At 72.2% G+C, this 21,771-nt stretch carries 23 protein-coding genes; 17 read left to right on the top strand and 6 right to left on the bottom strand.

Annotated elements, in window-relative coordinates; all coding sequences use genetic code 11:
- Window positions 1-10 precede the first annotated feature (10 nt).
- On the bottom strand, window positions 11-529 hold the full coding sequence (locus tag OG218_RS06120; RefSeq protein ID WP_328292316.1) for a DinB family protein: 519 nt from the start codon (window positions 527-529) through the stop codon (window positions 11-13).
- Window positions 530-593: 64 nt separating this feature from the next.
- On the opposite strand from OG218_RS06120, the gene OG218_RS06115 reads away from it, so the two are divergent.
- From OG218_RS06115 to OG218_RS06105, 3 genes are all read left to right on the top strand, one after another.
- Window positions 594-1,442, top strand: a complete 849-nt coding sequence (locus OG218_RS06115; RefSeq protein WP_328292315.1) for a DUF3626 domain-containing protein — start codon at window positions 594-596, stop codon at window positions 1,440-1,442.
- Window positions 1,405-1,770 (top strand): bleomycin resistance protein, encoded by a 366-nt coding sequence (locus tag OG218_RS06110; protein WP_328292314.1) that lies wholly within the window; start codon window positions 1,405-1,407, stop codon window positions 1,768-1,770. The genes OG218_RS06115 and OG218_RS06110 overlap by 38 nt, the downstream gene beginning before the upstream one ends.
- A gap of 972 nt (window positions 1,771-2,742) precedes the next feature.
- A complete protein-coding gene (locus tag OG218_RS06105) occupies window positions 2,743-3,339 on the top strand; it encodes a hypothetical protein (protein WP_328292313.1) in 597 nt (198 codons plus the stop codon).
- Here OG218_RS06105 and OG218_RS06100 read toward each other — a convergent pair.
- From OG218_RS06100 to OG218_RS06085, 4 genes are all read right to left on the bottom strand, one after another.
- Window positions 3,317-3,706: a tautomerase family protein gene (locus tag OG218_RS06100; protein ID WP_328292312.1), complete on the bottom strand. Its 390-nt coding sequence runs from the start codon at window positions 3,704-3,706 to the stop codon at window positions 3,317-3,319. The two genes, OG218_RS06105 and OG218_RS06100, sit on opposite strands and share 23 nt — an antisense overlap.
- A 19-nt stretch (window positions 3,707-3,725) precedes the next feature.
- Window positions 3,726-5,009 carry an HNH endonuclease gene (locus OG218_RS06095; protein WP_328292311.1) on the bottom strand — a complete coding sequence of 428 codons (1,284 nt, stop codon included), beginning with the start codon at window positions 5,007-5,009 and terminating at the stop codon, window positions 3,726-3,728.
- A gap of 91 nt (window positions 5,010-5,100) precedes the next feature.
- Window positions 5,101-6,282, bottom strand: a complete 1,182-nt coding sequence (locus OG218_RS06090) for an MFS transporter (RefSeq protein WP_328292310.1) — start codon at window positions 6,280-6,282, stop codon at window positions 5,101-5,103.
- Window positions 6,283-6,289: 7 nt separating this feature from the next.
- Window positions 6,290-6,763: a MarR family winged helix-turn-helix transcriptional regulator gene (locus OG218_RS06085; RefSeq protein ID WP_328292309.1), complete on the bottom strand. Its 474-nt coding sequence runs from the start codon at window positions 6,761-6,763 to the stop codon at window positions 6,290-6,292.
- Window positions 6,764-6,874: 111 nt separating this feature from the next.
- On the opposite strand from OG218_RS06085, the gene OG218_RS06080 reads away from it, so the two are divergent.
- From OG218_RS06080 to OG218_RS06015, 14 genes are all read left to right on the top strand, one after another.
- Complete coding sequence (locus tag OG218_RS06080; protein ID WP_328292308.1) at window positions 6,875-7,654, top strand: BtpA/SgcQ family protein; 780 nt, start codon at window positions 6,875-6,877, stop codon at window positions 7,652-7,654.
- A 29-nt stretch (window positions 7,655-7,683) separates the two neighbouring features.
- Window positions 7,684-8,862, top strand: a complete 1,179-nt coding sequence (locus OG218_RS06075) for an SIS domain-containing protein (protein ID WP_328292307.1) — start codon at window positions 7,684-7,686, stop codon at window positions 8,860-8,862.
- Window positions 8,855-9,730, top strand: a complete 876-nt coding sequence (locus OG218_RS06070) for a carbohydrate kinase family protein (RefSeq protein ID WP_328292306.1) — start codon at window positions 8,855-8,857, stop codon at window positions 9,728-9,730. The genes OG218_RS06075 and OG218_RS06070 overlap by 8 nt, the downstream gene beginning before the upstream one ends.
- Window positions 9,727-10,449 (top strand): aspartate/glutamate racemase family protein, encoded by a 723-nt coding sequence (locus tag OG218_RS06065; RefSeq protein ID WP_328292305.1) that lies wholly within the window; start codon window positions 9,727-9,729, stop codon window positions 10,447-10,449. Before OG218_RS06070 ends, OG218_RS06065 begins: the two co-directional genes overlap by 4 nt.
- Window positions 10,446-11,966: an amidohydrolase family protein gene (locus OG218_RS06060; RefSeq protein ID WP_328292304.1), complete on the top strand. Its 1,521-nt coding sequence runs from the start codon at window positions 10,446-10,448 to the stop codon at window positions 11,964-11,966. Before OG218_RS06065 ends, OG218_RS06060 begins: the two co-directional genes overlap by 4 nt.
- On the top strand, window positions 11,963-12,868 hold the full coding sequence (locus OG218_RS06055) for a polysaccharide deacetylase family protein (RefSeq protein ID WP_328292303.1): 906 nt from the start codon (window positions 11,963-11,965) through the stop codon (window positions 12,866-12,868). Before OG218_RS06060 ends, OG218_RS06055 begins: the two co-directional genes overlap by 4 nt.
- On the top strand, window positions 12,865-14,613 hold the full coding sequence (locus OG218_RS06050) for an ABC transporter ATP-binding protein (protein WP_328292302.1): 1,749 nt from the start codon (window positions 12,865-12,867) through the stop codon (window positions 14,611-14,613). Before OG218_RS06055 ends, OG218_RS06050 begins: the two co-directional genes overlap by 4 nt.
- Window positions 14,610-15,470 carry an ABC transporter permease gene (locus tag OG218_RS06045; RefSeq protein WP_328292301.1) on the top strand — a complete coding sequence of 287 codons (861 nt, stop codon included), beginning with the start codon at window positions 14,610-14,612 and terminating at the stop codon, window positions 15,468-15,470. Before OG218_RS06050 ends, OG218_RS06045 begins: the two co-directional genes overlap by 4 nt.
- A gap of 5 nt (window positions 15,471-15,475) precedes the next feature.
- The gene (locus tag OG218_RS06040; protein WP_328292300.1) at window positions 15,476-16,402 is read left to right on the top strand and encodes an ABC transporter permease; all 927 of its coding nucleotides are present in this window, start codon (window positions 15,476-15,478) and stop codon (window positions 16,400-16,402) included.
- Window positions 16,403-16,450: 48 nt separating this feature from the next.
- On the top strand, window positions 16,451-18,049 hold the full coding sequence (locus OG218_RS06035) for an ABC transporter substrate-binding protein (protein WP_328292299.1): 1,599 nt from the start codon (window positions 16,451-16,453) through the stop codon (window positions 18,047-18,049).
- A gap of 103 nt (window positions 18,050-18,152) precedes the next feature.
- Window positions 18,153-18,812 (top strand): GntR family transcriptional regulator, encoded by a 660-nt coding sequence (locus OG218_RS06030; protein WP_328292298.1) that lies wholly within the window; start codon window positions 18,153-18,155, stop codon window positions 18,810-18,812.
- A 32-nt stretch (window positions 18,813-18,844) separates the two neighbouring features.
- Window positions 18,845-19,633 carry an MOSC domain-containing protein gene (locus tag OG218_RS06025; protein ID WP_328292297.1) on the top strand — a complete coding sequence of 263 codons (789 nt, stop codon included), beginning with the start codon at window positions 18,845-18,847 and terminating at the stop codon, window positions 19,631-19,633.
- Complete coding sequence (locus tag OG218_RS06020) at window positions 19,626-20,576, top strand: PDR/VanB family oxidoreductase (RefSeq protein WP_328292296.1); 951 nt, start codon at window positions 19,626-19,628, stop codon at window positions 20,574-20,576. The genes OG218_RS06025 and OG218_RS06020 overlap by 8 nt, the downstream gene beginning before the upstream one ends.
- A gap of 34 nt (window positions 20,577-20,610) precedes the next feature.
- Window positions 20,611-21,243, top strand: coding sequence for a superoxide dismutase (locus tag OG218_RS06015; RefSeq protein ID WP_328292295.1), 633 nt, complete (start codon window positions 20,611-20,613; stop codon window positions 21,241-21,243).
- A gap of 10 nt (window positions 21,244-21,253) precedes the next feature.
- On the opposite strand, the gene OG218_RS06010 is transcribed toward OG218_RS06015, so the two are convergent.
- Window positions 21,254-21,715, bottom strand: coding sequence for a hypothetical protein (locus tag OG218_RS06010; protein ID WP_328292294.1), 462 nt, complete (start codon window positions 21,713-21,715; stop codon window positions 21,254-21,256).
- Window positions 21,716-21,771: the final 56 nt, after the last annotated feature.

Genomic DNA, 21,771 nt, shown 5'->3' with positions numbered 1-21,771 from the left:
CAGTCCCGATTCAGGAGACGTCGGTGGTGAACTCCCGGTGATCGCCCGTCCGGCCGTCGACGAGTTCGCGGACGAGGTCGGCGTGACCGGCGTGGCGGGCGGTCTCCTCGATCATGTGGATCAGGACCCAGCGCATGGTCACGCGGTTCCCGTTCCAGGACGTCCCGCGTTCGGTGACCTTCAGCTCCCGGATGGCCTCGTCGGCCGCGGCACGGGCCCGCTCGTAGTACGACAGGACCCCCTCGGTGGTCTCCCACGGGTGGATCCGCCAGTCGGCCTGCGGGTCCTCGTCCAGCACCTCGGACGGGATCTCGTCGCTGGGGCGGTCGAACGTCGAGCAGAACCAGCTGTACTCCGTGGAGGCGAGGTGCTTCACCGTGCCGAGCAGCGTCATGTCCGAGCCCACGACCCGCCGTCGCAGTTGTTCGTCGTCGAGGCCTTCGAGCTTCCAGAGGACCGCCTCGCGGTGACGCTGCAGGCTGGCCACCAGACTCGGCTTCTCTCCCGCGGTGTAGGGAACGAGCGTCATGTCCAGGAATCTACGAGACGGCCCGGAGCTGGGCCACCGGTGCCGCGTCGGGGACCATGACGGGGTGGACGGACCCGCCGGGAGAGCGCTCGCGCACGTGCGCAGCCTCGCGCGCGGTGGACCGCTCGACCCCTCGGTCCGCGTGACGGTGCACTTCCACCCCGACCGCGACGCCGGTGGGCGCAGCACCCTGCAGGCGTTGCTCGACGAGGGGGCCTACCTGTCCCAGTTCGTCACGGGCACCTCCAACGGCGGGCTCACCGCTCACCCCGGCGGGGAGCGGTGGACCGGGGAGAGCCGCCTCTTCGGCGCCGCCTACGACGACGCGCCGCCCACCGCCCGACCGGTCTACGGATCGCTGAACCACCGTTCCCGCCCCGCGGGGGGATCCGTCCGGTTCGGGTCCGCGCACCTGCGGCTGAGGCCCGAGGTGCTGGCGCGCACCACCTTCTGCTTCCCCGACTCCGCCGCGGAACCGGTCGACGTCGGGGTGCGCGAACGGTGCGACCTCACGGCGCTCGCGGACACGTCCGGGCGCGACGTCCTCGACGACTACGTCGAGGCCCACGTGCACGGGGGTCTGCGCCTCGACCGCGACGTCGAGGCGCTGGTGCTCGACCCGTCGTTCACCGGCGAGACCCGCGGGTTCCCCGCACCCGTCGAGCGGCACCCGGGGTTCGCGCTGTCCCGCCGCGACTTCTCCCGTCCCGAGGTGCGTGCGTTCCGGGGCCCCGAGGTCGCGGCGGTGGGCGCGTCACTGGCGGCGGTGGTGGACCCGACCGTCATCGGTGCCGCGAGCTGGACGGGTGAGCACGACGGGCAGACCCTGAAACGGGTCTGGCACTGCGTCGCGCGGTTCGGGTACAACGGAGACCATGGCCGACCGGGCGCTGCCGAACCTCCCCTCCCGTGACCTCGACGCCACGGTGGCGTTCTACGGCGCGTTCGGTTTCGAGGTGGCGTTCCGCGACGAGGGCTGGTTGATCCTGCGCCGGGGCGAGGTGCAGCTGGAGTTCTTCCCGTTCCCCTCGCTGGTGCCTTCCGAGAGTTCGTTCATGTGCACGATGCGGGTGGCCGACGTCGACGCGCTCTGGTCGGCCATCGCCGCCTCCGGAGTGCCGCAGACCCGGCGAGGCATCCCGCGTCTGGTGCCCGTCGAGCAGCAGACGTGGGGGTTCCGCTCCGGGGCCCTCATCGACCTCGACGGGACCCAGTTGACGCTCATCGAGGACGCCGGGTAGGCCTCACGGCCAGAGCGCGTCGAGGAGAGGGGAGTGACGAGTTGGCCCTCGCAGCTCCCGATGAGCACCGCGCGGTCCCCGTCGACGAGGACCGCGTGTGCACCGCTGACGGGCACCTGCCCGTGGTCGTGAGGTTCGTCGTCGACGACGCTGATGAGGTGGAACGCCCCGTAGGCGCAGACCCACGCGTCCTCACCGTCGACGTTCAGCGCGTAGCGGTCCCAGATGGGTGGGAGTTCTCTCCGCTCCACCTGCGTCGGGTAGCGCCACGTCCGCGTGAGGTCCGGCGCGAACCGGGCCAGCCCGGCCGCCCCCGCCCCGAAGATCGCCTCGTCCCCGTACCCCGCCCAGAGCTCGTCCGCAGCGGTGGCCAGGACGCGGCTCGGGTTGCCGATCGAACCGCGGTGGACGACCTCGCCCGTTCCGGTGCGGACGCCGGCGTGCATCGGGTGCCGGCCGTCGTTCCACGTGACGAGCCAACGTTCGTCTGTGAGGGGGTGAACGCCCCAGACCCGTGGCCCGAGTTCGACCTGCGTGGTCGACTCGAGGCTGCCGTCGGGCGCGAACCTGGCGACGTCGGCGGCCTCCCCGTCGTCTTGTCAGACGGCCATGGGTTCCCCGGTCGTGCCGATCCCGACGCAGCGGGGAGCGCCCGTGCGGTGCGGGTGGGAGAGCTCGGATCGCCGCACGACCGGTCTCGCGCTTCTCGTCCCATCGACGCAGCATGGCCCGCTTGGCGTCCCGATCACCGCTGCGATGGACATCGCGTGACTCGTCGCTGCTGGTCTGGGCACGTCGTGCGTGCTCGGCGAACCACTCGGTCCACCGCGCGTCGCCCCAGCCCCGCATCTCCTCCCGTCACAGTTCCCACACCGTCCCATCGTGATCCACGGGCGGGTCGTCGGGAACGCCGGCCGGTGCCGAACGGGTGATCGTGGTGAGGTGTCGGGTCGCGGCTGCCGAAGAGGCGGGGTGAGTTACGACATCGTGCTCTCGGCGAAGCCCGAGGAGGACCCGGACGCCGGTAGTGTCGCGTTGAACGCTGAGCGACTCGCGCAGTGGGAGCGGATCCAAGCGGAACTCCGGGAGAGCCTCCCCGGTCCGGTCGAGTCGGGCGTGTCCGACACGGAGGCCCAGTTGACCTGTCTGGACCACGGGTTGCAGGTGAGCTTGTTCGCTGAGGAGGCCTTCGTCTCGTTCCCGTACTGGGAGCAGGAGGACTCCGCAGCTCTGCACGCGCAGGTGCGAGCAGCCGTGGCGGTGGTGTCGCGGATCACCGGGTGGCGTGCGTGGGACCCGCAGACGAATGCCCCCTTCAACGGGATCATCCATGACGGTGCCGGCTTGCGGGCGATCCAGGAGCTCGGGCTCAGCGCCGCGGAACGACGCAGCCTCCGGGGCCGCTTCTGGCGGTGGCTGGTGTGCGGCCTCGCCATCTTCTGCATCTCAGCCATCCTCGTCCTCGGTAGCGAGTTCTCCTGGCGGAGCCTGGGGGTCGTCCTGGGGCCTCTCTACGTTGCGAACGCCCTCCGGTTGCGCCGTCGACTCACGTCTCCACCCGGTAGGTGAGCGAGAGCTCGTCCCCCGGTCGGCCGCGGATCCCCCAGTCGTGGCGTGGGGTCTCGACGATGGTGATCTCGAGGTCCACGGGTTCGATGGCGAGGTGTTCGGCGAAGTCCGCGAACAACCGTCGGTAGAACGCCTTCTTGGTCTCGACCGTGCGGCCGGCGAACATCGTCACCTCGACGATGGTGTACCGCTCGCTGCGGCCCTCCGGCGTGGGGAAGTCCTCGGCCGACAGGGGGAAGAAGCGGTGGAACCGCTTGGTCACCGGGAGACCGAGCACGTCCACCGCTGCGGCGTGCAGGGTGTCGGACAGCGCGGAACGCAACGGGCGCAGCACGTCGTCGCGGCCGTAGACCGTGAACTGAGCCATGGGGATCCTTTCTCGGAGTTCAGGCGGCGACCACGAAGTCACTCGCCCGGCGGCCGGACGTCCGGCGTTCGGGCAGGGTGAGGTGCCCGAGGGCCGGTGGTGGTTCTCGACGGTACCGGTGGCCGGTGCGGGTGATGAACGTCGTCACTCGGGTCTCCGGGTCGTAGAGGGTTCTGAACCCGGGGAGGTCCTTGGTGTAGTTGCACCGGGCGCAAAGGCCTTGGCCGTTGTCGAGGGTGGTGCTTCCGCCCTGGGACCAGGGTTGGACGTGGTCGATGTGCTGGACGGGGGCGTCGCAGTAGGGGGTGGCGCAGCGTTGGTCGCGAAGCCGGATGAACCTGGCGAGGCCCTTGGTGAAGAGGCGCCTCGTGGAGTCCATCGCGAGGAGGGTGTTGTGGTCGGGGGTGGTGTAGACGCGCCGGATCCAGGCTTGGTCGCTGTCGGCGGCGTGGGCGACGAGTTCGCGGGCGTGGGCGGCGGCGAGGGGACCGATGCCGACGAAGGAGGCCGACGCGTTGCCGCCGCGGAGGAGGGTTTCCTCGGTCATGATGAGTTGGACCTCGACGGGGACGGCGTCGGTGACGATCTGGGCGCCGGTGACGCGTTCGTAGAGGAGGTCGGCCTTGATCTGGGATTCGGTGCGTTCCTCGTCGGGGTTCTCGAGGAGGGCGCGGGCGTCGCGGCGCAGGGTGATCTCGCAGGCGATGCCGCGGTCGACGGGGAGGACGGCGCGCAGGATGGTCATGGAGTCTTCGCCGGGGCTGAGGGTGACGCAGCGGTTGCCTTCGGCCCTGCGGCGGCGTTCGACGGCGGCGGCTGGGTCGAGTTGGTCGGCGAGGGCGCGGGCGGAGCCCCTGATGGCGTGGCGGGTAGCGCCGGCGCGTTGGAACTCCCTGGTGAGGGCAGCGTCGACGATCGCTCGGTGTCCGGCGCTGACGTGGGTGGTCTGGGCGACGACGTCGCGGGCGGTGAGTTCGCAGATCCTGCCGTCGCGCAGGGCTTGGACGGTGTGGGGCATCTCTGTGGTGAGGGCGTCGGCGACGCCGAGCCAGGTGCCGCCGGTGTGGGGTGAGCACTTGCGGGCGAGAGCGACCTCGCGCGAGATGGCGGCGGAGGTCTTGTCGCGGTTTTCCTCCGCGTCACGGACCTGGATGGCGTAGGCGGCGGTGGCCTTGGCCTGGAGGGCGGCGTGGGCGCGTTTGCTGTTCTCGAGGGCGGTGATGATGTCGATGAGTTCGGCGGGGGGCAGGCCGGAGTCGATGCGGGTCTCGAGGTCCGCGAGCGATTCCGTGATCCCGTCCACGGGGTCGATGGTACCCGAACCTGCATCGATGGACAAGGGTACATCCGTTGCAGTGCAACGGTAAAATCCTCGGAGAGCACCCGGATCAGTTCTACCAGCCACCACCGACACGACGCCGAGGTCTGCGCCGGGTCGTCCACAGGATCGCCGCCGCGGCGCTCAGCCCTCCGACCACCAGCGAGAATCCGGGCGAGGTGAACTGCGAGACGGCCCCCGTCCGGAGGTTCCCCAGGCCGGGTCCGGCGACCCCGACGACTCCCTCCAGCGCGCTGACCCTCCCCAGCACCTCGTCCGGCGCGTGCCGTTGCACGAGCGATCCGCGCGCGATGACCGAGACCGTGTCGGCGGCGCCGGCCACGACGAGCAGCAGCAGGGACGGTGCAGGGGAGTCGACGAACCCGAAACCGGCCAGGGCGAGACCCCACGCGACGCCGCCTGCGACGACGAAGCGCACCGGTCGCGGCGACGAGGTGATCCGGGAACTCAGCAGTCCGGCGGCGACACCCCCCACGGCCAGCGCGGTGAGGAAGAACCCGAACGCCGCGCCGTCGCCGAACCGTGCCGCGGCGACCTGGGGGAACACCGCCACCGGCATCGCCAGGACGGTGGCCAGCAGGTCGCACAGCAGGACGGCGCGCAGCACCGGACGTCGCCACACCTCGGAGACCCCTGCGAACGGAGAGCCCGCGGTGGAACCCGGCCGGCCGCGCGGCAGTCCCCGCAGGAACCCCAGCGCGAGGACGGAACTCGCGGCGTCGACCACGAACGCGGGCGTCGGTCCGTTCGTGGCGAGCAGGAGGGCGCCGACGGCGGGACCGCCGAGCAGGGCGATCTGGAACGAGAGGTGCAGCAAGGCGACCCCGGCGGGAACGAGGGGGTTGGGGAGGAGGCGCCGGAGGAACGTCCGTCGGGCCGGAGCTCCGCACGATCCCGCGAGGGTCTGCAGGAACACCAGGCAGAACAGGACCTCGATCCGTCGCCCGCTCGCCGCGGCGGCGATCCCCAGCGCGGCGAGCGCCGAGATCGACGTGGTCGCCAGCACGACGGTCCGCCGGTCGAAGCGGTCCGCCAGCGCCCCGCCCGCGAGGTTCCCCACCACGGTGGCCGTGGCCGTCAGGGCCCCCACCGAGCCCGTCAGGAGCGTGTTCCCGGTGCTCGTCTGCACCTGGAACAACAGCGCGGTGCCGGCCAGCTGGGCGGAGATCCCGGTGACCGTCGACGACACCCACAGCCGCCGGAACCCCGCGTGGCGCAGCGGGCGCAGGTCGATCACCGGTGGCTCACAACCGGCGGGCGATCCGCTCGCCGAACGAGGTGCGGGCCAGGGCCGCGTGCATCTCGTCGACGCTCTGCTGCAGGGGGTGCGCGATCTCGGCCTGCAGTTCGTCCCAGGCCGCCTCGGTGGCCCGCCACTCCGCGTCCAGGAAGTCCACGACGGAACGTGCCGCGTCGGTGAGGTCGACGGTCCGGGTCCGGGCGTCGGCGCCGGGGGAGGAGTGCACCAGACCTGCCGTCCGCATCGCCGCGACGGTCTGGCTCATCGCCGACTGGGTCACGTCGACGGCGCCGGCGAGGGCCCGCACCGTCATCGGTCCGGCGTGGTGCAACCGCAGCAGCGGGAGGACGAACCGTGGCCGGACGTGCCCCATCCCGCGCTCGACGTAGAGCCGGGCGATCTCGTCGTCCATGGCGGCCAGCAGCCGCAGGACGGGCTTCGGGCCGGAGGGTTCCAGGGTCGGGTCGGAAGGTGTCACAGCACTGATACAACAGCACTGTCACACCTGACGGCAACCCGCTGAACGGGAATTCCAGGTGTTACACAGATGAAACCTCCACGAAACCCGTCCTGGTATACCGTCCAGCTCGTGTCCTCCTCGTTCCGCCTCGTCGGGGTCTTGCACCTGCCGCCGCTACCCGGTGCCGTCAACTACGCCGGCACTCCCGTCCGCGAGATCGCCGCTCGCGCCGTCGAAGATGCCCTTGTCCTGCAACGGGCGGGCTTCACCCACGTGATGGTCCAGGACGCCAGCGACATGCCGCAGGCCGTCCGGGTCGACGCTCCCACCGTCGCCGCGCTCTCGGTGGTGGGTGCCGCCGTGACCAACTCGGTATACCTCCCTGTCGGGGTCGTCGTGGGCCACAACGACGGACCGAGCGCCGTCGCGATCGCCCACGCCGTCGGAGCCAGGTTCGTGCGGGTGAAGGTCCTCACCGGGGTCTCGATCGGCCCGACCGGCTGGATCGAGGGCTGCGCGCACGACGTCGCCGCGGTGAGGCGGCGGATCGGTGCCGACGTCGAGGTCTGGGCCGACGTCCACGAGGCCACGAGCCTCGCCCTCGCCTCCACCCCCGGGTGGGCCGCCCGGGAGGCCCGGGACTTCGGCCGCGCCGACGTCCTCGTCGTCACCCGCGACAGCGGCGTGCCCGACGCCCTCACCGACATCGCCGAGCTGCGCGCGCTCGTCCCCGACGTCCCCTTCGTCGTCGGCGGGCGCGTCTCCCTCGCCACCATCGACGCCACCGTGGCCGGTGCGGACGGCGCGATCCTCGGCAGCGCCATCAAGCGCTCCAGCGCCCCCGACGCCCGCGTCGACCCCGAGGTCGCCGCCCGCTTCGGCGCCGCCCTCCCGACGGGAACCCCGTGAACGACCGATCCAGCCAGACGGAGCCCCCTGTGACCAGCACGCCCCCCAGCCCCTTCATCGGCCCGAACAGCCCCCTCGACGCCCGTCAGCAGGAGGTCGTCCAGCGCGTCTCCGCCGCCGAGCACGCCTCGATCGTGGCCCTGCCCAGCGACCACCCGCTGGACCCGAAGCGGCGGGCCCGCGACGAGGCCACCTACCCGGAACTCCTGGCCCAGCCGGAGCGGATCCGGGAGACCCTCGCCGCCAACGACACGGCTCTCGCCGAGCTCGCCGGGCTGATCGCCGGGCACGACCTCGACCGCGTGTTCGTCACCGGTGCCGGGGACTCCCTCGCGGTCGCCATCGCCGCCCGCCAGACGCTCGAGCAGATGCTCGGCGTCCCCTGCGAACCCGCGCAGAGCCTCGACCTGGCCTACTACCTCGCGCCCCTGCTCACCCCGCGCAGCCTGGTCATCGCCCTCTCCAGCTCTGGTGAGACGACGCGGACCGTCGAGGCGGCCCTGGTCGCCCAGCACGCCGGCGCCCTCACGGTCGCGATCACCAACACCCCGGGCTCGACGCTGGACGCCGAGTGCGGCCGGACCCTGCTGCTCAAGGCCACGCGGGTCGGCTGGCCCACCCAGTCCTCCACGACGGCCCTGGCCCTGCTCCTCGACCTCGCCGTCCGGGTCGGTCGGACCACCGGCCGGCCCGGAGCGGAGGAACTCGCGGCACACCTCGAACGCGTCCCGGACCTCATGGAACGCGTCATCGCCGACGTCGAGGAACCCCTCGCGGTGATCGCCGAACGGGAACGGGACGCCGACACGTTCCTGTTCTCGGCGGCCGGCCCGAGCTGGGGTTCCGCCGTCATCGGCGCGGCCAAGGTCAAGGAGTGCACCCCCGACCACGCCGAGGCGGTCCAGGTCGAGGAGTTCCACCACTACAACTCCCTCAAGGCGGGGGAGCCGATCTGGATCATCGCGCCGGCCGGCCCGTCGGTGCCGCGCGCCGTGCACACCGCCGCCGAGGCCAAGCGGTTCGGGGGTCGCGTCTACGTCATCACGACCGAGGGGGTGACCGGGTTCGACGAGGTCGCGGACCGGGTGATCACCGTTCCGGCGGTCCCGGAGGCGCTCAGCCCGCTGCTGACCGTCCTCCCCGCGCAGCTCACCGGCTACCTCCTGGCCATGGCGCAGTTCCGCGCAGCGGAGAACCCCGGTGACTGACGCGTCGCTGCTCTGCGTCGGGAACCTCACGATCGACGACCTCGTCATCGACGGACGGGAGACGACCGCCCTCGGCGGCGACGCCCTCTTCGCCGCGCTCGCCGCGCGTCGCACGCTCACCGACGTGCGGATGCTGGCGCCGATGGGTTCCGACCTGCCGTCGACGTTGCTGGGAACCGTCGCGGAACTCGGCATCAGGGTGGAGACCAGCCGGCCGCGGACCATCCCGACCGTGCGCAACCGCGTCGAGTACGCCGCCGACGGGTCGCGCACCTGGCACCTGCTCAGCGGTGAGGAGGCCTTCGACGTCCTCTCCGTGTACCCCGCGGACGTCACGGGTGAAGCGCTGTCCGCGAACGGGATCCTCGTCTCGGCCATGAGCCTGCGTTCCCAGCTCACCCTGGGGCCGTGGCTGCGTGCGCAGACCGACGCGACGATCTACCTGGACCTGCAGGAGGACTACGTCGCGGGGAACGAGCGGGAACTCCTGGACCTGCTGGCGACCTGCGACGTCTTCCTGCCCAGCGAGGTCGAGGCCGTCGCCCTGGCCGGCACGACCGATCTGGAGCGGGCGGCGGAGATCTTCCGCGACGCCGGCCCGGACGTCGTCGTCGTCAAGACCGCCGAACGCGGCTGCGTGATCGCCACCGCCGACCGGACGGTCCTCCTGCCGACCGAGGCCGTCGTCCCCGTCGACTCCACCGGGGCCGGCGACGCGTTCTGCGGGGGTTTCGCCGCCGCGCACGTCGCCGGTGCCGATCCGGTCGAGGCGGCGGGCGCGGGTGCCGCCGCGGCCCGGGTCGCGATCGGCGGCCACGGCGTCGCCGGTCTCCTCGCCGACCTCGCCGATCTGGGGAGCCTCGCGTGAGCCACGTCCGGGTCCTGAACCCGAACACCAGCGTCGCCATGACGGAGGTCGTGCTCGCGGCCGCCCGTGCCGTCGCCCGCCCCGACACGCACGTCAGCGCCACCTGCTCCCGCCGCGCCCCCGCCACCGTCGAGACCCACGTCGACGAGGTGTTCGGCGCCGCCGGGATCCTCGAACAGGTGGAACGGGGTGAACGCGACGGCGTCGACGGCTACGTGATCGCCTGCTTCGGGGACACCGGTCTGCCGGCCGCCCGGGAACTCGCCCACGGACCCGTCGTCGGCATGACGGAGGCCGCGCTGCAGGCCGCCTCGCTGCTCGCGCACCGGTTCAGCGTCATCACCATGCCGCCGCGGACGATCGCCATGACGGACCGCGTCGTGCAGGAACTCGGGTTGGCGCACCGCTGCACCGTCCGTGCCGTCGACGTCTCCGTCGCGGAGATCGAGACCGGCGCCGGACCCGCCTTCGACGCCTTCGCCCGCGAGGCCCGCGAGACCCTCGTGGCGAAGCGCGCCGAGGCCGTCGTGCTCGGCTGCGCCGGCCTCACCGACCTCGTCGACGGTCTGCGCGCGGCCCTGGGGGTTCCCGTGATCGACGGCGTCGCCGCCGCGACCACGGCGCTCGAGGGGTTGCTCGCGCAGGGCCTCACGACCTCCCGGGCGAACACCTGGGCCGAACCCGTCGGTTCCCCGACCACGAGCGAGGTGTGGGGATGAGCGTCCTGTTCACCGATGTCCTGGTCTGGGCCCCCGCCCAGCCCTCGGCGATGGTCGGCCCCACCGACCTCCTCGTCGACGGCGACGTCATCGCCGCGATCGGGGAGCAGGCGCGGGGACTCGCCCCCGCCGACGCCCGCACCGTCGACGGCGCCGGTCACCACGTCCTCGTCCCCGGTCTGGTCAACGCGCACTTCCACTCGCCCGCGAACCACCTCAAGGGCGCGTTCCGCAGCCGTCCGCTCGAGACGTTCATGCTCTACGAGTCCCCCGCCGACCCGGCCCTGACGCCGACCCCGCGGGAGGCGTACCTGCGCACGATGCTCGGCGCGCTGGAGATGCTGCGCACCGGGACGACGAGCGTGCAGGACGACGCGTTCCTCATGCCGACCCCGGACCCCGAGATCATCGACGCGGTCATGCAGGCCTACGCCGACAGCGGGATCCGCGCCTCGGTCGCCCTGGACCAGCCCGAACTCCCGGACGCGGACAAGCTCCCGTTCCTGGCCGGGGCCGACGAGGGTTTCGCCGCGGCGTTGAACACCCCCGCCCCGGCCGCGGCCCCGGAACTCCTCGCGGCCTACGACCACCTCGTCGGGAACTGGCACGGGAGCCACGGCGGCCGGCTCACGGCCGCGGTGTCGATCTCCGCCCCCCAGCGGGTCAGCCCCGAGTACTTCGCGGCCCTCGACGACCTCAGCCGCCGTCACGACCTCCCGTTGTTCGCCCACTTCCTGGAGACCCGCGTGCAACGGGCGCTCTCGGTGCCAGGCACCGGGCAGGAACGCTTCGCCGGCCGCAGCCTGGTCCGCTACACGGCCGACCTCGGGCTGCTCAGCGAGCGGGTCAACGTCATCCACGCCGTCTGGGTCGACGACGACGACCTGGACCTCATCGCCGACGCGGGCGCCGTCGTGGCCCACAACCCCGTCAGCAACCTGCGCCTGGGTAGCGGGGTCATGCCGTTCCGGGCCATGCGCGAGCGGGGCATCCCGATCGCGCTCGGCGTCGACGAGGCGATCTGCGACGACACCGTGAACACCTGGGGCGTCGTCAAGGCCGCGGGGCTCGTGCACAACGTCTCGGGGCTCGACGCCGAGGACTGGCCCAGCACCACCGAGGTCCTCGAGGCCCTCTGGGAGGGCGGCGCGGCGGCCATGCGCCAGACCGGCCGGATCGGTCGCGTCGACGTCGGCGCCCAGGCCGACCTCCTCCTGCTCGACCTGCACGCCCCCGCGTTCACCCCCTTCAACGACCTCCGCGGCCAGCTCGTCTACTGCGAGAACGGGGGCAGCGTCGCCATGACCCTCGTCGCCGGTCACGTCGTCGCCGAGGCCGGCCGGGTGGTCTCCGTGGACGAGACCGAACTGCTGGCGGAGGCGCGTGAACTGCACGCCGCCCGTCTTCCCGCTCTCCAACGCACGTGGGCCGCGGCCGACGCCCTGCTCCCGGCCTACGACGCCGTGGTCCGCCGGGCCGCCCGCACCGACGTCGGAATGAACAGGTGGATCGCATGACGCACGACGAGAAGTCTCCCGGCCACGCCGTCTGGGAGTACCAGCCCATCACCGCCGCCCCCGGCCCGGACTGGCCGGACGGCCGCCGCCTGGCCGTCTACGTCGCCCTCGGTCTCGAGGAGTACCGGTTCGGCGCGGGCCGCACCGAGGACATCGTCCCCGAGGTCGGCGCCCCCGACCTCGTGAACACCTCGTGGCGCGACTACGGCAACCGCGTCGGTGCGTTCCGGTTGCTGGAACGCCTCGAGCGCGCGGGAATCCCGCCGACCGTCCTGCTGAACACCGCCCTCTACGACACCGCCCCGGAACTCCTCCAGGCCGCGCGGCGCCTCGGTGCGGAGTTCGTCGGCCACGGGATCTCCAACTCCGACTCCCTCGAGGGGATGTCCGCCGCCGGCGAGGCGGACTACCTCGCGGCCGTCGCCGCCCGCATCGCGGCGGAGGAGGGAACCGCGCCCGGCGGCTGGTCCAGCCCCTGGCTGACCCACACGACCTCGACGCTCGACAACCTCGTCGCCACCGGGTACCGGTACCTGCTCGACCTGCGCCTGGACGACCGGCCGGTGCCGATCGCGACGGTGTCCGGGTCGATCCTCGCCCTGCCCTACGCCCTGGAGGTCAACGACAGCACGACCGTCGTCGGCCGCGGCGCCTCGGCCGGGGAGTTCGCCGACATGATCGTCGACGAGTTCGACGAACTGCTGGAACGCTCCGAGGAGCAGCCCCTGGTCATGAGCGTCGTCCTGCACTCGTTCATCTCCGGTGCCCCGTTCCGGTTGCGCGCCCTGGACCGGGCGCTGCGGCACCTGAGCGCCCACCGCGACCGCGTCTGGTTCACCCAGCCCCGGGCGATCGCCGCGCACCTGCCTGCGGCGCAACGGGTCGGGGGAGGAGTCGCGTGAACCCCACGGCTACCGTGCGGGACCTGCACGTGTCCCTGGAACGCGACGGCGTGCGCTCGGAGGTGCTGCGCGGCGTCGACCTCGACATCGCCCGCGGTGAGATCGTCGGCCTCGTCGGGGAGTCCGGTTCCGGCAAGAGCATGCTCGCGCTGAGCGTCCTCGGGCTGCTGCCCGACGCCGCCCGCCCGCACGTCACGGGCGAGGTGCGGGTCCTCGACACCGACATGGCCCACGGCACGGAGACCGCACGACGCCAGGCCCGGCGCAGCGCGCTCGGGGCGATCTTCCAGGACCCGATGACCTCGCTGAACCCGACGATGCGCGTCGGCCGCCAGATCGTCGAAGCCGGTCAGGACCGTCCGGGGGCGATCGCCCTGCTGGGCGCGATGGGTGTCCCCGAACCCGAACTGCGGTTCCGGGTCTACCCGCACGAACTCTCCGGAGGTCTGCGCCAGCGCGTCATGGCCGCGATCGCGATGGCGGGCCGTCCCGCCCTCGTCGTCGCGGACGAACCGACGACGGCGCTCGACGTCACCGTGCAGGCCCAGCTGCTCGACCTGCTGCGCGAACTGCGCGACGACCACGGCTGCAGCGTCCTGCTCATCACCCACGACCTCGGCGTGGCCGCGCAGATCGCCGACCGCATCGCCGTCATGTACGCGGGCCGGTTCGCCGAGGTGGGCCCCACCGAGCAGGTGCTGAACGAACCCTCGCACCCCTACACGGCGGGTCTGCTGCGGTCGCGGCTCTCGCTGCAGGTCGCCAAGGACCGCCGGCTGCCCACGCTGACCGGCGACACCCTGACCCCCGCGGAACGTCTGCACGGCTGCGCCTACCGGGGCCGCTGCCCGCTGGCGGTGGCGCGCTGCACCACCGACACCCCGGACCTCGACGCCTCCCGGCCGAGCGCGGACCACGGCGCCGCGTGCTGGTTCCCGACCGAGGACGTGGCGCGGTCCGTGACCGTCGCGGCGACCGCCCCGGTGCGGGCCGCGCGGGTGTCGGACGACCTCGCGGTGCTCCTCGAGGACGTCGTCTGCACCTACACCGTCGGTCACGGGCGCCGGCGCCGCAGCGTCGAGGCCGTGCGCGGGGTGGGTTTCGGCGTCCCCGCGGGGGAGGCGCTGGCCATCGTCGGCGAGAGCGGCTCCGGCAAGTCGACGATCCTGCGAGCGATCGCGGGCCTCGTCCCCGTCCGCTCCGGGCGCATCACCGTCGCCGCGGGCGGCGCCCAGATGGTGTTCCAGGACGCCGGTTCCTCGCTCACCCCGTGGCTGAGCGTGGGGGAGACGCTGCGGGAACGCCTCGCCCCGCTGCGACTGGGGCGCGCCGAGGCCGACCGCCGGGTCGCGGCGGCCCTCGAGGCCATCTCGCTGCCGGCCTCGCTCGCCCGCTCACGACCCGCGGACCTCTCCGGCGGACAGCGTCAGCGGGTCGCCCTGGCCCGGGCGACCATCCTGCGCCCCGCCGTGCTGCTCTGCGACGAACCGACCAGCGCCCTGGACGCCTCGCTCGCGGCCACGACCCTGAACCTCATCCGGGACATGCGGGAGGAGCTCGCCATGACCGTCCTCTTCGTCACCCACGACCTCGCGGTGGCCCGGCTGATGGGGGACCGCATCGCCGTCGTCGAAGCGGGCCGGATCGTCGAGCTCGGCGACGCCGACGCGGTCATCGGAAACCCCCGCGAGCCCTACACCCGGGCGCTCGTCGCCTCCGTCCCCGAGATCGGGGTGGTCGCGTGAGCTCCGTCCTGGTCACCCGCCGGCTCACGGTCCCGGTCGTCACCGGCCGCGGTCGCAGCGGCCGCCGGCTCGCCTGGTTCCTCGTCGCCCTGCTGGGCGCGCTGACCGTCCTCGCGGTGTTCGCCCGCTTCCTCGCCCCGGCCGACCCGATCCAGCCGGTGGCCGCCCCGCAACTGCCCCTCGGGTCGGCGGGCAACCTGCTGGGCACCGACTCCATCGGCCGCGACATCCTCTCCCGCACCCTCTTCGGCCTGCAGACCTCGTGGTTCTCCGCCCTCGCCGTCGTCGCGATCGGGTTGCTCGTCGGTGGGGTCGTCGGGGTCGCGTCGGGGGTGGCCGGCGGCTGGGTCGACACGGTGCTGATGCGCCTCACCGACCTGTTCCTGGCGCTGCCCTCGACGCTGGTCGCCATCGCCCTCGTGGCGGCGCTCGGGCCGGGTCTGCGCAACACCCTGCTCGGGATGTCGATCGTCTGGTGGCCCTACTACGCCCGGTTGATCCGGTCCGAGGTCCGCTCGATCGTCACCCGTCCGCACGTCGAGGCCGCCCGCGTCGCCGGGGTGGGCCGGGCACGCCTCGTCCTGCGCCACGTCCTGCCGGGGGCGGTCCCCACCGCCGTCGTCACCGCCAGCCTGGACATCGGCAACGTCGTCCTGCTGCTGGCCGGACTCTCCTTCCTCGGCCTGGGACAACCCTCGCCCGCCGCGGAACTCGGGGCGGACACCGCCGCGAACACCCAGCTCCTGCTCAGCGCGTGGTGGGTCCCCGTCGTCCCCGGCGCGGCGGTCCTGCTGCTCAGCCTCGTCGCGAACCTCGCCGGCGACGGCATCCGCACCCTGCTCGGAACCCGGAGGTGAACCCCGTGCTGCGCTTCGTGGTCCGTCGGCTCGGTGCGCTGGTCGCCGTGCTCCTCGTCCTCAGCGCCGTCGTGTTCGCGCTGCAGCAGATCTCCCCCGGGGACCCGGCCCGGGCCGCGCTGGGGGCCAACGCCTCCCGCGCGGCCGTCGACGCCGAACGTCACCGGCTCGGCCTCGACGACCCGTGGCCCGTGCAGTTCCTGCGGTTCCTCGGGCACGCCGTCCGGGGGGACTTCGGCACCTCCTACCGGACGCACCGCCCGGTGGCGACCGACCTCGCGTCGGCGTTCCCGGCGACGCTGGAACTGGTGCTGGCCTCCTTCGTCGTCGCCCTGCTGCTCGCGACCCTCTTCGCGGCCTCGGCCGCGTTGCGCTGGCGGTTCGCCGGCGTCTACCGCGGGGTGCTGCTGGTGGCCGCCACGGCTCCACCGTTCCTGCTGGCGCTGGCCGGGATCATCCTGTTCTACGCCCGGCTGGACTGGCTCCCGGGGTCCGGGCGCGGTGAGGGCGGTCCCGGGTCGGAACTCCAGCACCTCGTCCTGCCGGCCACCGTGCTGGCCATCGCCCCGGCGCTGGCGATCGGCCGGATCCTGCGGTCGGGGTTGGAGACCACCCTGGCCGCCGACCACGTCCGCACCGCCCGGTCCAAGGGACTCGGGGAGGCGAGCGTCCTCGCGCGGCACGTGGTCCGCAACTCCATCGGCCCGTCGGTGTCGATGGCGGGCCTGCAGCTGGGTTTCCTCTTCGCCGGGACCGTCGTCGTCGAGAAGGTCTTCAGCTGGCCCGGGATGGGGAACTACCTCGCCAACAGCATCCCGACCTCGGACTACCCCGCCATCGCCGCCGTGACCCTCGTCCTCGGCGCCGTCTACGTGGTCGTGAACACCCTCGCCGACGTCCTCCAGACGGCGGCGGACCCGCGACTCGCCTGATTTCCCCCCTCACCCCCGAACTCCCCACCCCCCACCTGAGGAGAACCCATGAGGTTCAGCTCGTTCAGCCGGCGGACGCGCACGTTGCTGGCCACCGCCGCCGCCGTCCCGCTGATCGCCCTCTCCGCCTGTTCCGGCGGGAGCAGTGACGACCAGGGGGCCGCGAACGCCGCCCCCACCGACGGGACCCTGACCGTCGGTCTGCTCGGGGACATCGGCCAGCCGCCGGACCCGGACGTCTACTACGCCAACAACGGGCTCGCGATCGTCCTCAACACCTACGAGGGGCTGGTGCAGTACGCGAACGACAAGGACTCCGTCGAGATCGCGCCGCGGCTCGCCACGTCCTGGGACGTCAACGCGGACAACACCGTCTACACGTTCCACCTGCGTGACGGGGTGACCTTCCACGACGGGACCCCCTTCACCTCGGCCGCCGTGAAGGTCGCCTTCGACCGTCGCATCGCCGTCGAAGGCGGGGCGGCGTACATGGTCGAGGGCGTCCAGGACGTCGCGACCCCCGACGACCTCACCGCCGTCGTCACGCTCAAGGCGGCGAACTCCGCGTTCCTGGACTACCTCGCCTCGCCGTTCGGGCCGAAGATGGAGTCCCCGACCGCGTTGCAGAGCAACGCCGGGTCCGACGACGCGCAGACCTACCTGCAGACCCACGACGTCGGCACCGGGCCCTACACGATCTCCGACGCGCAGCCGGGGACGTCCTGGACGCTGAAGCAGTACGACGGGTACTGGGGCGACAAGTCGCCGTTCACCACGGTGAAACTCCCCATCTACTCCGACGTCTCGGCCCTGCAGCTGGCCTTCGACCAGGGGGACGTGTCGGCCGTCGTCGCCGCGCTGCCGTCCTCCAGCCTGAAGAAGTACGAGAAGTCCACCGACTACGCCAGCTACATGCTCCCGACCCTGCAGTCCGCGCTCGTGACGCTCAACCCCTCGAAGGACTTCTTCAAGGACCAGGACGCGCGACTGGCGTTCCTGCAGAGCATCGACCAGAAGTCCCTCGTCGACCAGGTCCTCGGCAGCCGGTCCGAACCGGCGACCACCCTGTACGCCAAGGGCATGATCCCCGGTGGGGCCGACAAGCAGGAACTGACCTACGACCCCAGCGTCCTCACCGCCTACGCCAAGACCCTGCCGGCGGGAACGGCCATGACCATCGGTTTCGCGAGCGGGAACACCAACGCGGAGCAGATGGCGAACATCCAGGCCGCGAAGCTCCAGGCGCTGGGCGTGAAGGCGACCGCGGTGTCCTACCCGACGTCGCAGGTCTTCGGCTGGATCAACGACCCCACGCAGGGGCCGGACGCGTTCTTCGACGGCAACAACGGCCCCGACGGTGGGTCCCCGTACATGTGGGGTCACGTGTTCTGGGACGCCTCCGGCGGGATCAACTACTTCGGCTGCGAGGTCGCCGACGTCAACGCCCAGCTCGACCAGGCGGTCGCCACCGGTGACGACGCCCTCTACGTCAAGGCCGCGGAGGAGTACGCCAAGACGGGGTGCTACTACAACCTCTCCTACAACAAGGACTGGGTCCTCGCCCAGAAGTGGCTCACCGGGGTGGCCGCATCGCACAACATCGGGGCCAACGAGCTCGACTTCAGCAAGCTCGGTCTCGAGAAGTAGTTCGTCGGGCCGCTAGGTTCGACGCGACGGCCCGGTCCGGTGGACCGGGCCGTCGCAGGCGCGAGGCCCTCGGAAGAACGACGACCCCGGAAGAACAAGGTTGATGACTGCCGCACCCAGTGAGCCGCCCTCGCTCTCCCGCCAGATCCACGCGCGGCTGCGCGAACTCATCATCCGCGGGGACTACCCCCAGGGCCACAAGCTCGTGGAACGCCGCATCGGCGAGGAACTGGGCGTGTCCCGGGTTCCGCTGCGCGAGGCCGTGCCGATGCTGGAGATGGAGGGTTTCGTCGTCACCTCTCCCCAGCGCGGGGCGGTGGTGACGACGTGGAGCACCCAGCTGGTCAACGACCTCTTCGACCTGCGGGAGGTGCTCGAGGTGGGTGCGGCCGGCCACGCCGCCCGGGCCGTCGCGGCGGGGGCGTCGACCGCGGCGCTGGAGGACGCCGTCGAGCACTCCCACCGCGTCGTCGAGGAGGGCGACCCCTACCGCATCGCCGAGGCGAGCACCCGCTTCCACGAGGTCGTCGTCGAGATGACGGGCAACGTGCTCATGCAGGCCTCCATGCGGTCGGTGTCGGGGCGGGTCCAGTGGCTCTTCCACCTGACCTCCGAGCTGGACGTCCACAACGCCTTCCAGGACCACGTCGAACTCGCAGCGGCGGTCGCCAGAGGTGACGTCCGGATGTCCGAGGCCCTGGCCTTCGCCCACATCGAGCGGGACCGGGAACCGTCGCTGGCCGTCCTGCGCCACGAGCGCTGAGGGGCGCCCCGGACACTCGCTACCCTGGGGCCGTGGCAGCGCGCGTCGAGGGACTCTTCGTCTACCCGGTCAAGGGCATGACGCCGCAGCCGCTCACCCACGTCGACCTGACCGCCGGGTGCGGGGTCCCCTTCGACCGCACGATCGCGCTGGCCCGGCCGGGCGGGGCCTACGAACCCGGGCTGGGTCACGGCATCTCCAAGCGGGAGTTCTTCGTCCTCGTCGCCGAGGCCCGCCTCGCGGGGCTGAGCACCCACCTGGAACCGACGTCGGGCGTCTACACCGTCGACGTCCGCGGCCACCGGGTCCTCACCGCGGACCTGGGCACCGACGGAGGACTGGCGGAGCTGCGGAGCTTCTACGCCCGCGTCCTCGACCTGCCGCCGGGCACCGAACCCGTGGTCGCCCGCGAACCGGGACGCCGGTTCACCGACACCGCGCACGGCTCCGACCGCGCGATGGAGTTCGTCTCCTTCGTCAACCTGGGATCGGTCCGCGACCTCGCCGCCCGCGTCGGGCACGACGTCGACCCGCTGCGGTTCCGCGCGAACGTCCACCTCGAGGGTCTGGCGGCGTGGAGCGAGTTCGACCTCGTCGACCGGGAGTTCACCCTCGGCGACGTCCGGTTCCGCGGTACCCAGCGGACCGTCCGGTGCGCGGCGACCGAGGTCGAACCCGGCACCGGGAAGCGCGACCTGCCCGTCCCGCAACTGCTCTCGACCACCTACGGCCACGAGTCCATGGGTTTCTACGCCGAGGTCCTCGACGGCGGGACCCTGCACGACGGGGCCGAACTCACCGTGGGAGAACGCGTTGCCTGACGTCCTGAACCTGCTCGTCGCCGAACGCGCCGACCTCACCCGCGACGTCACCCGGTTCGTCCTGCGCGATCCCGCCGGGGGAGCGCTGCCCGGCTACCGCGGCGGCGCCCACGTCACCGTGACCACCCCCGCGGGCCCGCGCCGCAGCTACAGCCTCGTCGACGCCGGTTCCCGGGCCCCGCGCGAGTACGCGATCTGCGTGCGTCGCGACGCGGGCGGCCGGGGTGGTTCCGTGAGCCTGCACGACGACGTCCGCGTCGGCGACGTCCTCGAGGTCACCTGGCCCGCCAACAACTTCGCGCTCAAACGGGCGAAGCGCTACCTGTTCATCGCCGGTGGCATCGGCATCACCCCGATCCGCGCGATGGTCGGGGAACTGCGGGCCCGCGGCGGCGCGGAGATCGAGGTCCTCTACCTCAGCCGCAGCGCCGCGGACACGGCGTTCCTCGACGAGTTCAGCGCCGACGGGTCGCTGCTGCACCACAGTTCCACCCACGGCCGCCTCGACCTGTGGCCGTACCTCGCCGACCCCCACGGCGGCGACGCGTCGGACACCCGCGTCTACTGCTGCGGGCCGACCGCGCTCATCGACGAGGTCCTCGCCCTGACGATGCACTGGCGCCCCAGCCGGATCCACGTCGAGGACTTCGCCGGTGTCGACGCCCTCGGCGCTCGCCCGGTCCCGTTCACCGCCGTCTGGGCCCCCACCGGAGCCCGGGTCGAGGTCCCCGCCGACCGGTCGCTGCTGAGCGCCCTGCGCGCCGAGGGGCTCGACGTCGACTCCTCCTGCGAGTCCGGTACCTGCGGCACCTGCCGGCTGGGTCTCGTGGCGGGGGAGGCCGACCACCGCGACCTCGTCCTGACCCAGGACGAACGTGCCCGCTCCGTCATGCCGTGCGTCTCTCGCGCGCTCACCGCGGAGATCACCGTCGCCCCCGCTTGACCTCCAGCGCGCTGGAGGGGGCAGGGTCGTCCGCATGGCGATCACGACTGGCTACACGCTTCCGGACCTTCCCTACGACTACTCCGCGCTCGAACCCCACATCTCCGGGGCGATCATGGAGCTGCACCACGACAAGCACCACGCCACCTACGTGGCCGGCGCGAACACCGCCCTGCAGAAGCTGGCCGAAGCCCGCTCCAGCGACGACTTCGCCACCGTGAACCTGCACGAGAAGAACCTCGCGTTCAACCTCGGCGGACACGTCAACCACTCCGTCTTCTGGCCCAACCTCAGCCCCGACGGCGGCGACAAGCCGGTCGGTGAGCTCGCCGCGGCCATCGACGACAGCTTCGGCTCCTTCGAGGGCTTCCAGAAGCACTTCACCGCCACCGCGCTGGGCATCCAGGGCTCCGGCTGGTCGATCCTGGCCTGGGACTCCATCGGGCAGAAGCTCGTCAACGTCCAGCTCTACGACCAGCAGTCCAACATCGCCCTGGGTCTGGTGCCGGTGCTGGTGCTGGACATGTGGGAGCACGCCTTCTACCTGGACTACAAGAACGTGAAGCCGGACTACGTCAAGGCCTGGTGGAACGTCGCGAACTGGGCGGACGCGGCCTCGCGCTTCGAGCGTGCGCGCAGCCGGACCGTGGGCCTCATCGTCCCCTGACCGCTGCGGTTCAGCGGGAGCGGCGCCAGGCCTCCAGGGCCTCGCGCTGCTCCTCCAGCGCCTGCCTGCCGCCGGCGGTGAACGTCGTGCGCATCGACGCGTCGATCGTGACCAGGCCGCCCGAGCGGTCGAGCACGGTCAGGACCTGCCCGAGCCGGGCCGGGTTCCCCGTGGGGCGCCCGACGCGGACGCTCTCGACCTGCGCGCGTTCCAGCCGGCGGGTGGAGAGGACGTTGTGGACGGTCAGCGTGGATCCCGACGCCGTGGCCCGGGCCCGCACCGAGCGCAGCACGAGGGCCTCGCCGACGAGGAACATCATGACGATCACCGCGACCCCGCCGGGCTGCCCGCCCCGGACGGCCTGGACGGCGAACGTCGACAGCAGGGCGAGCCAGACGACGCCGAACAACCCCAGGTAGAGACGCCAGCCGAGGGGCACGCGCAGGTGGACGGGGTGCGGGGAGGACGTCACGGGGGACATCTCAGCACGTCAGGCTAGGCTTCCCCGCCCTCGGAGTGGCACGCTCA

The sequence above is a fragment of the Kineococcus sp. NBC_00420 genome (assembly GCF_036021035.1).
Classification (GTDB): domain Bacteria; phylum Actinomycetota; class Actinomycetes; order Actinomycetales; family Kineococcaceae; genus Kineococcus.
Note: the sequence above shows the minus strand (reverse complement) of the source record. Positions and strands in the feature narration are given on the sequence as shown.

Bases quoted from the DNA above. Each gene is read 5' to 3' on its own strand.
- OG218_RS06120 (WP_328292316.1), bottom strand. From the start codon at position 529: ATGACGCTCGTTCCCTACACCGCGGGAGAGAAGCCGAGTCTGGTGGCC.
- OG218_RS06110 (WP_328292314.1), top strand. From the start codon at position 1,405: ATGGCCGACCGGGCGCTGCCGAACCTCCCCTCCCGTGACCTCGACGCC.
- OG218_RS06100 (WP_328292312.1), bottom strand. From the start codon at position 3,706: ATGGCTCAGTTCACGGTCTACGGCCGCGACGACGTGCTGCGCCCGTTG.
- OG218_RS06060 (WP_328292304.1), top strand. From the start codon at position 10,446: ATGAGCGTCCTGTTCACCGATGTCCTGGTCTGGGCCCCCGCCCAGCCC.
- OG218_RS06055 (WP_328292303.1), top strand. From the start codon at position 11,963: ATGACGCACGACGAGAAGTCTCCCGGCCACGCCGTCTGGGAGTACCAG.
- OG218_RS06035 (WP_328292299.1), top strand. From the start codon at position 16,451: ATGAGGTTCAGCTCGTTCAGCCGGCGGACGCGCACGTTGCTGGCCACC.
- OG218_RS06030 (WP_328292298.1), top strand. From the start codon at position 18,153: ATGACTGCCGCACCCAGTGAGCCGCCCTCGCTCTCCCGCCAGATCCAC.
- OG218_RS06015 (WP_328292295.1), top strand. From the start codon at position 20,611: ATGGCGATCACGACTGGCTACACGCTTCCGGACCTTCCCTACGACTAC.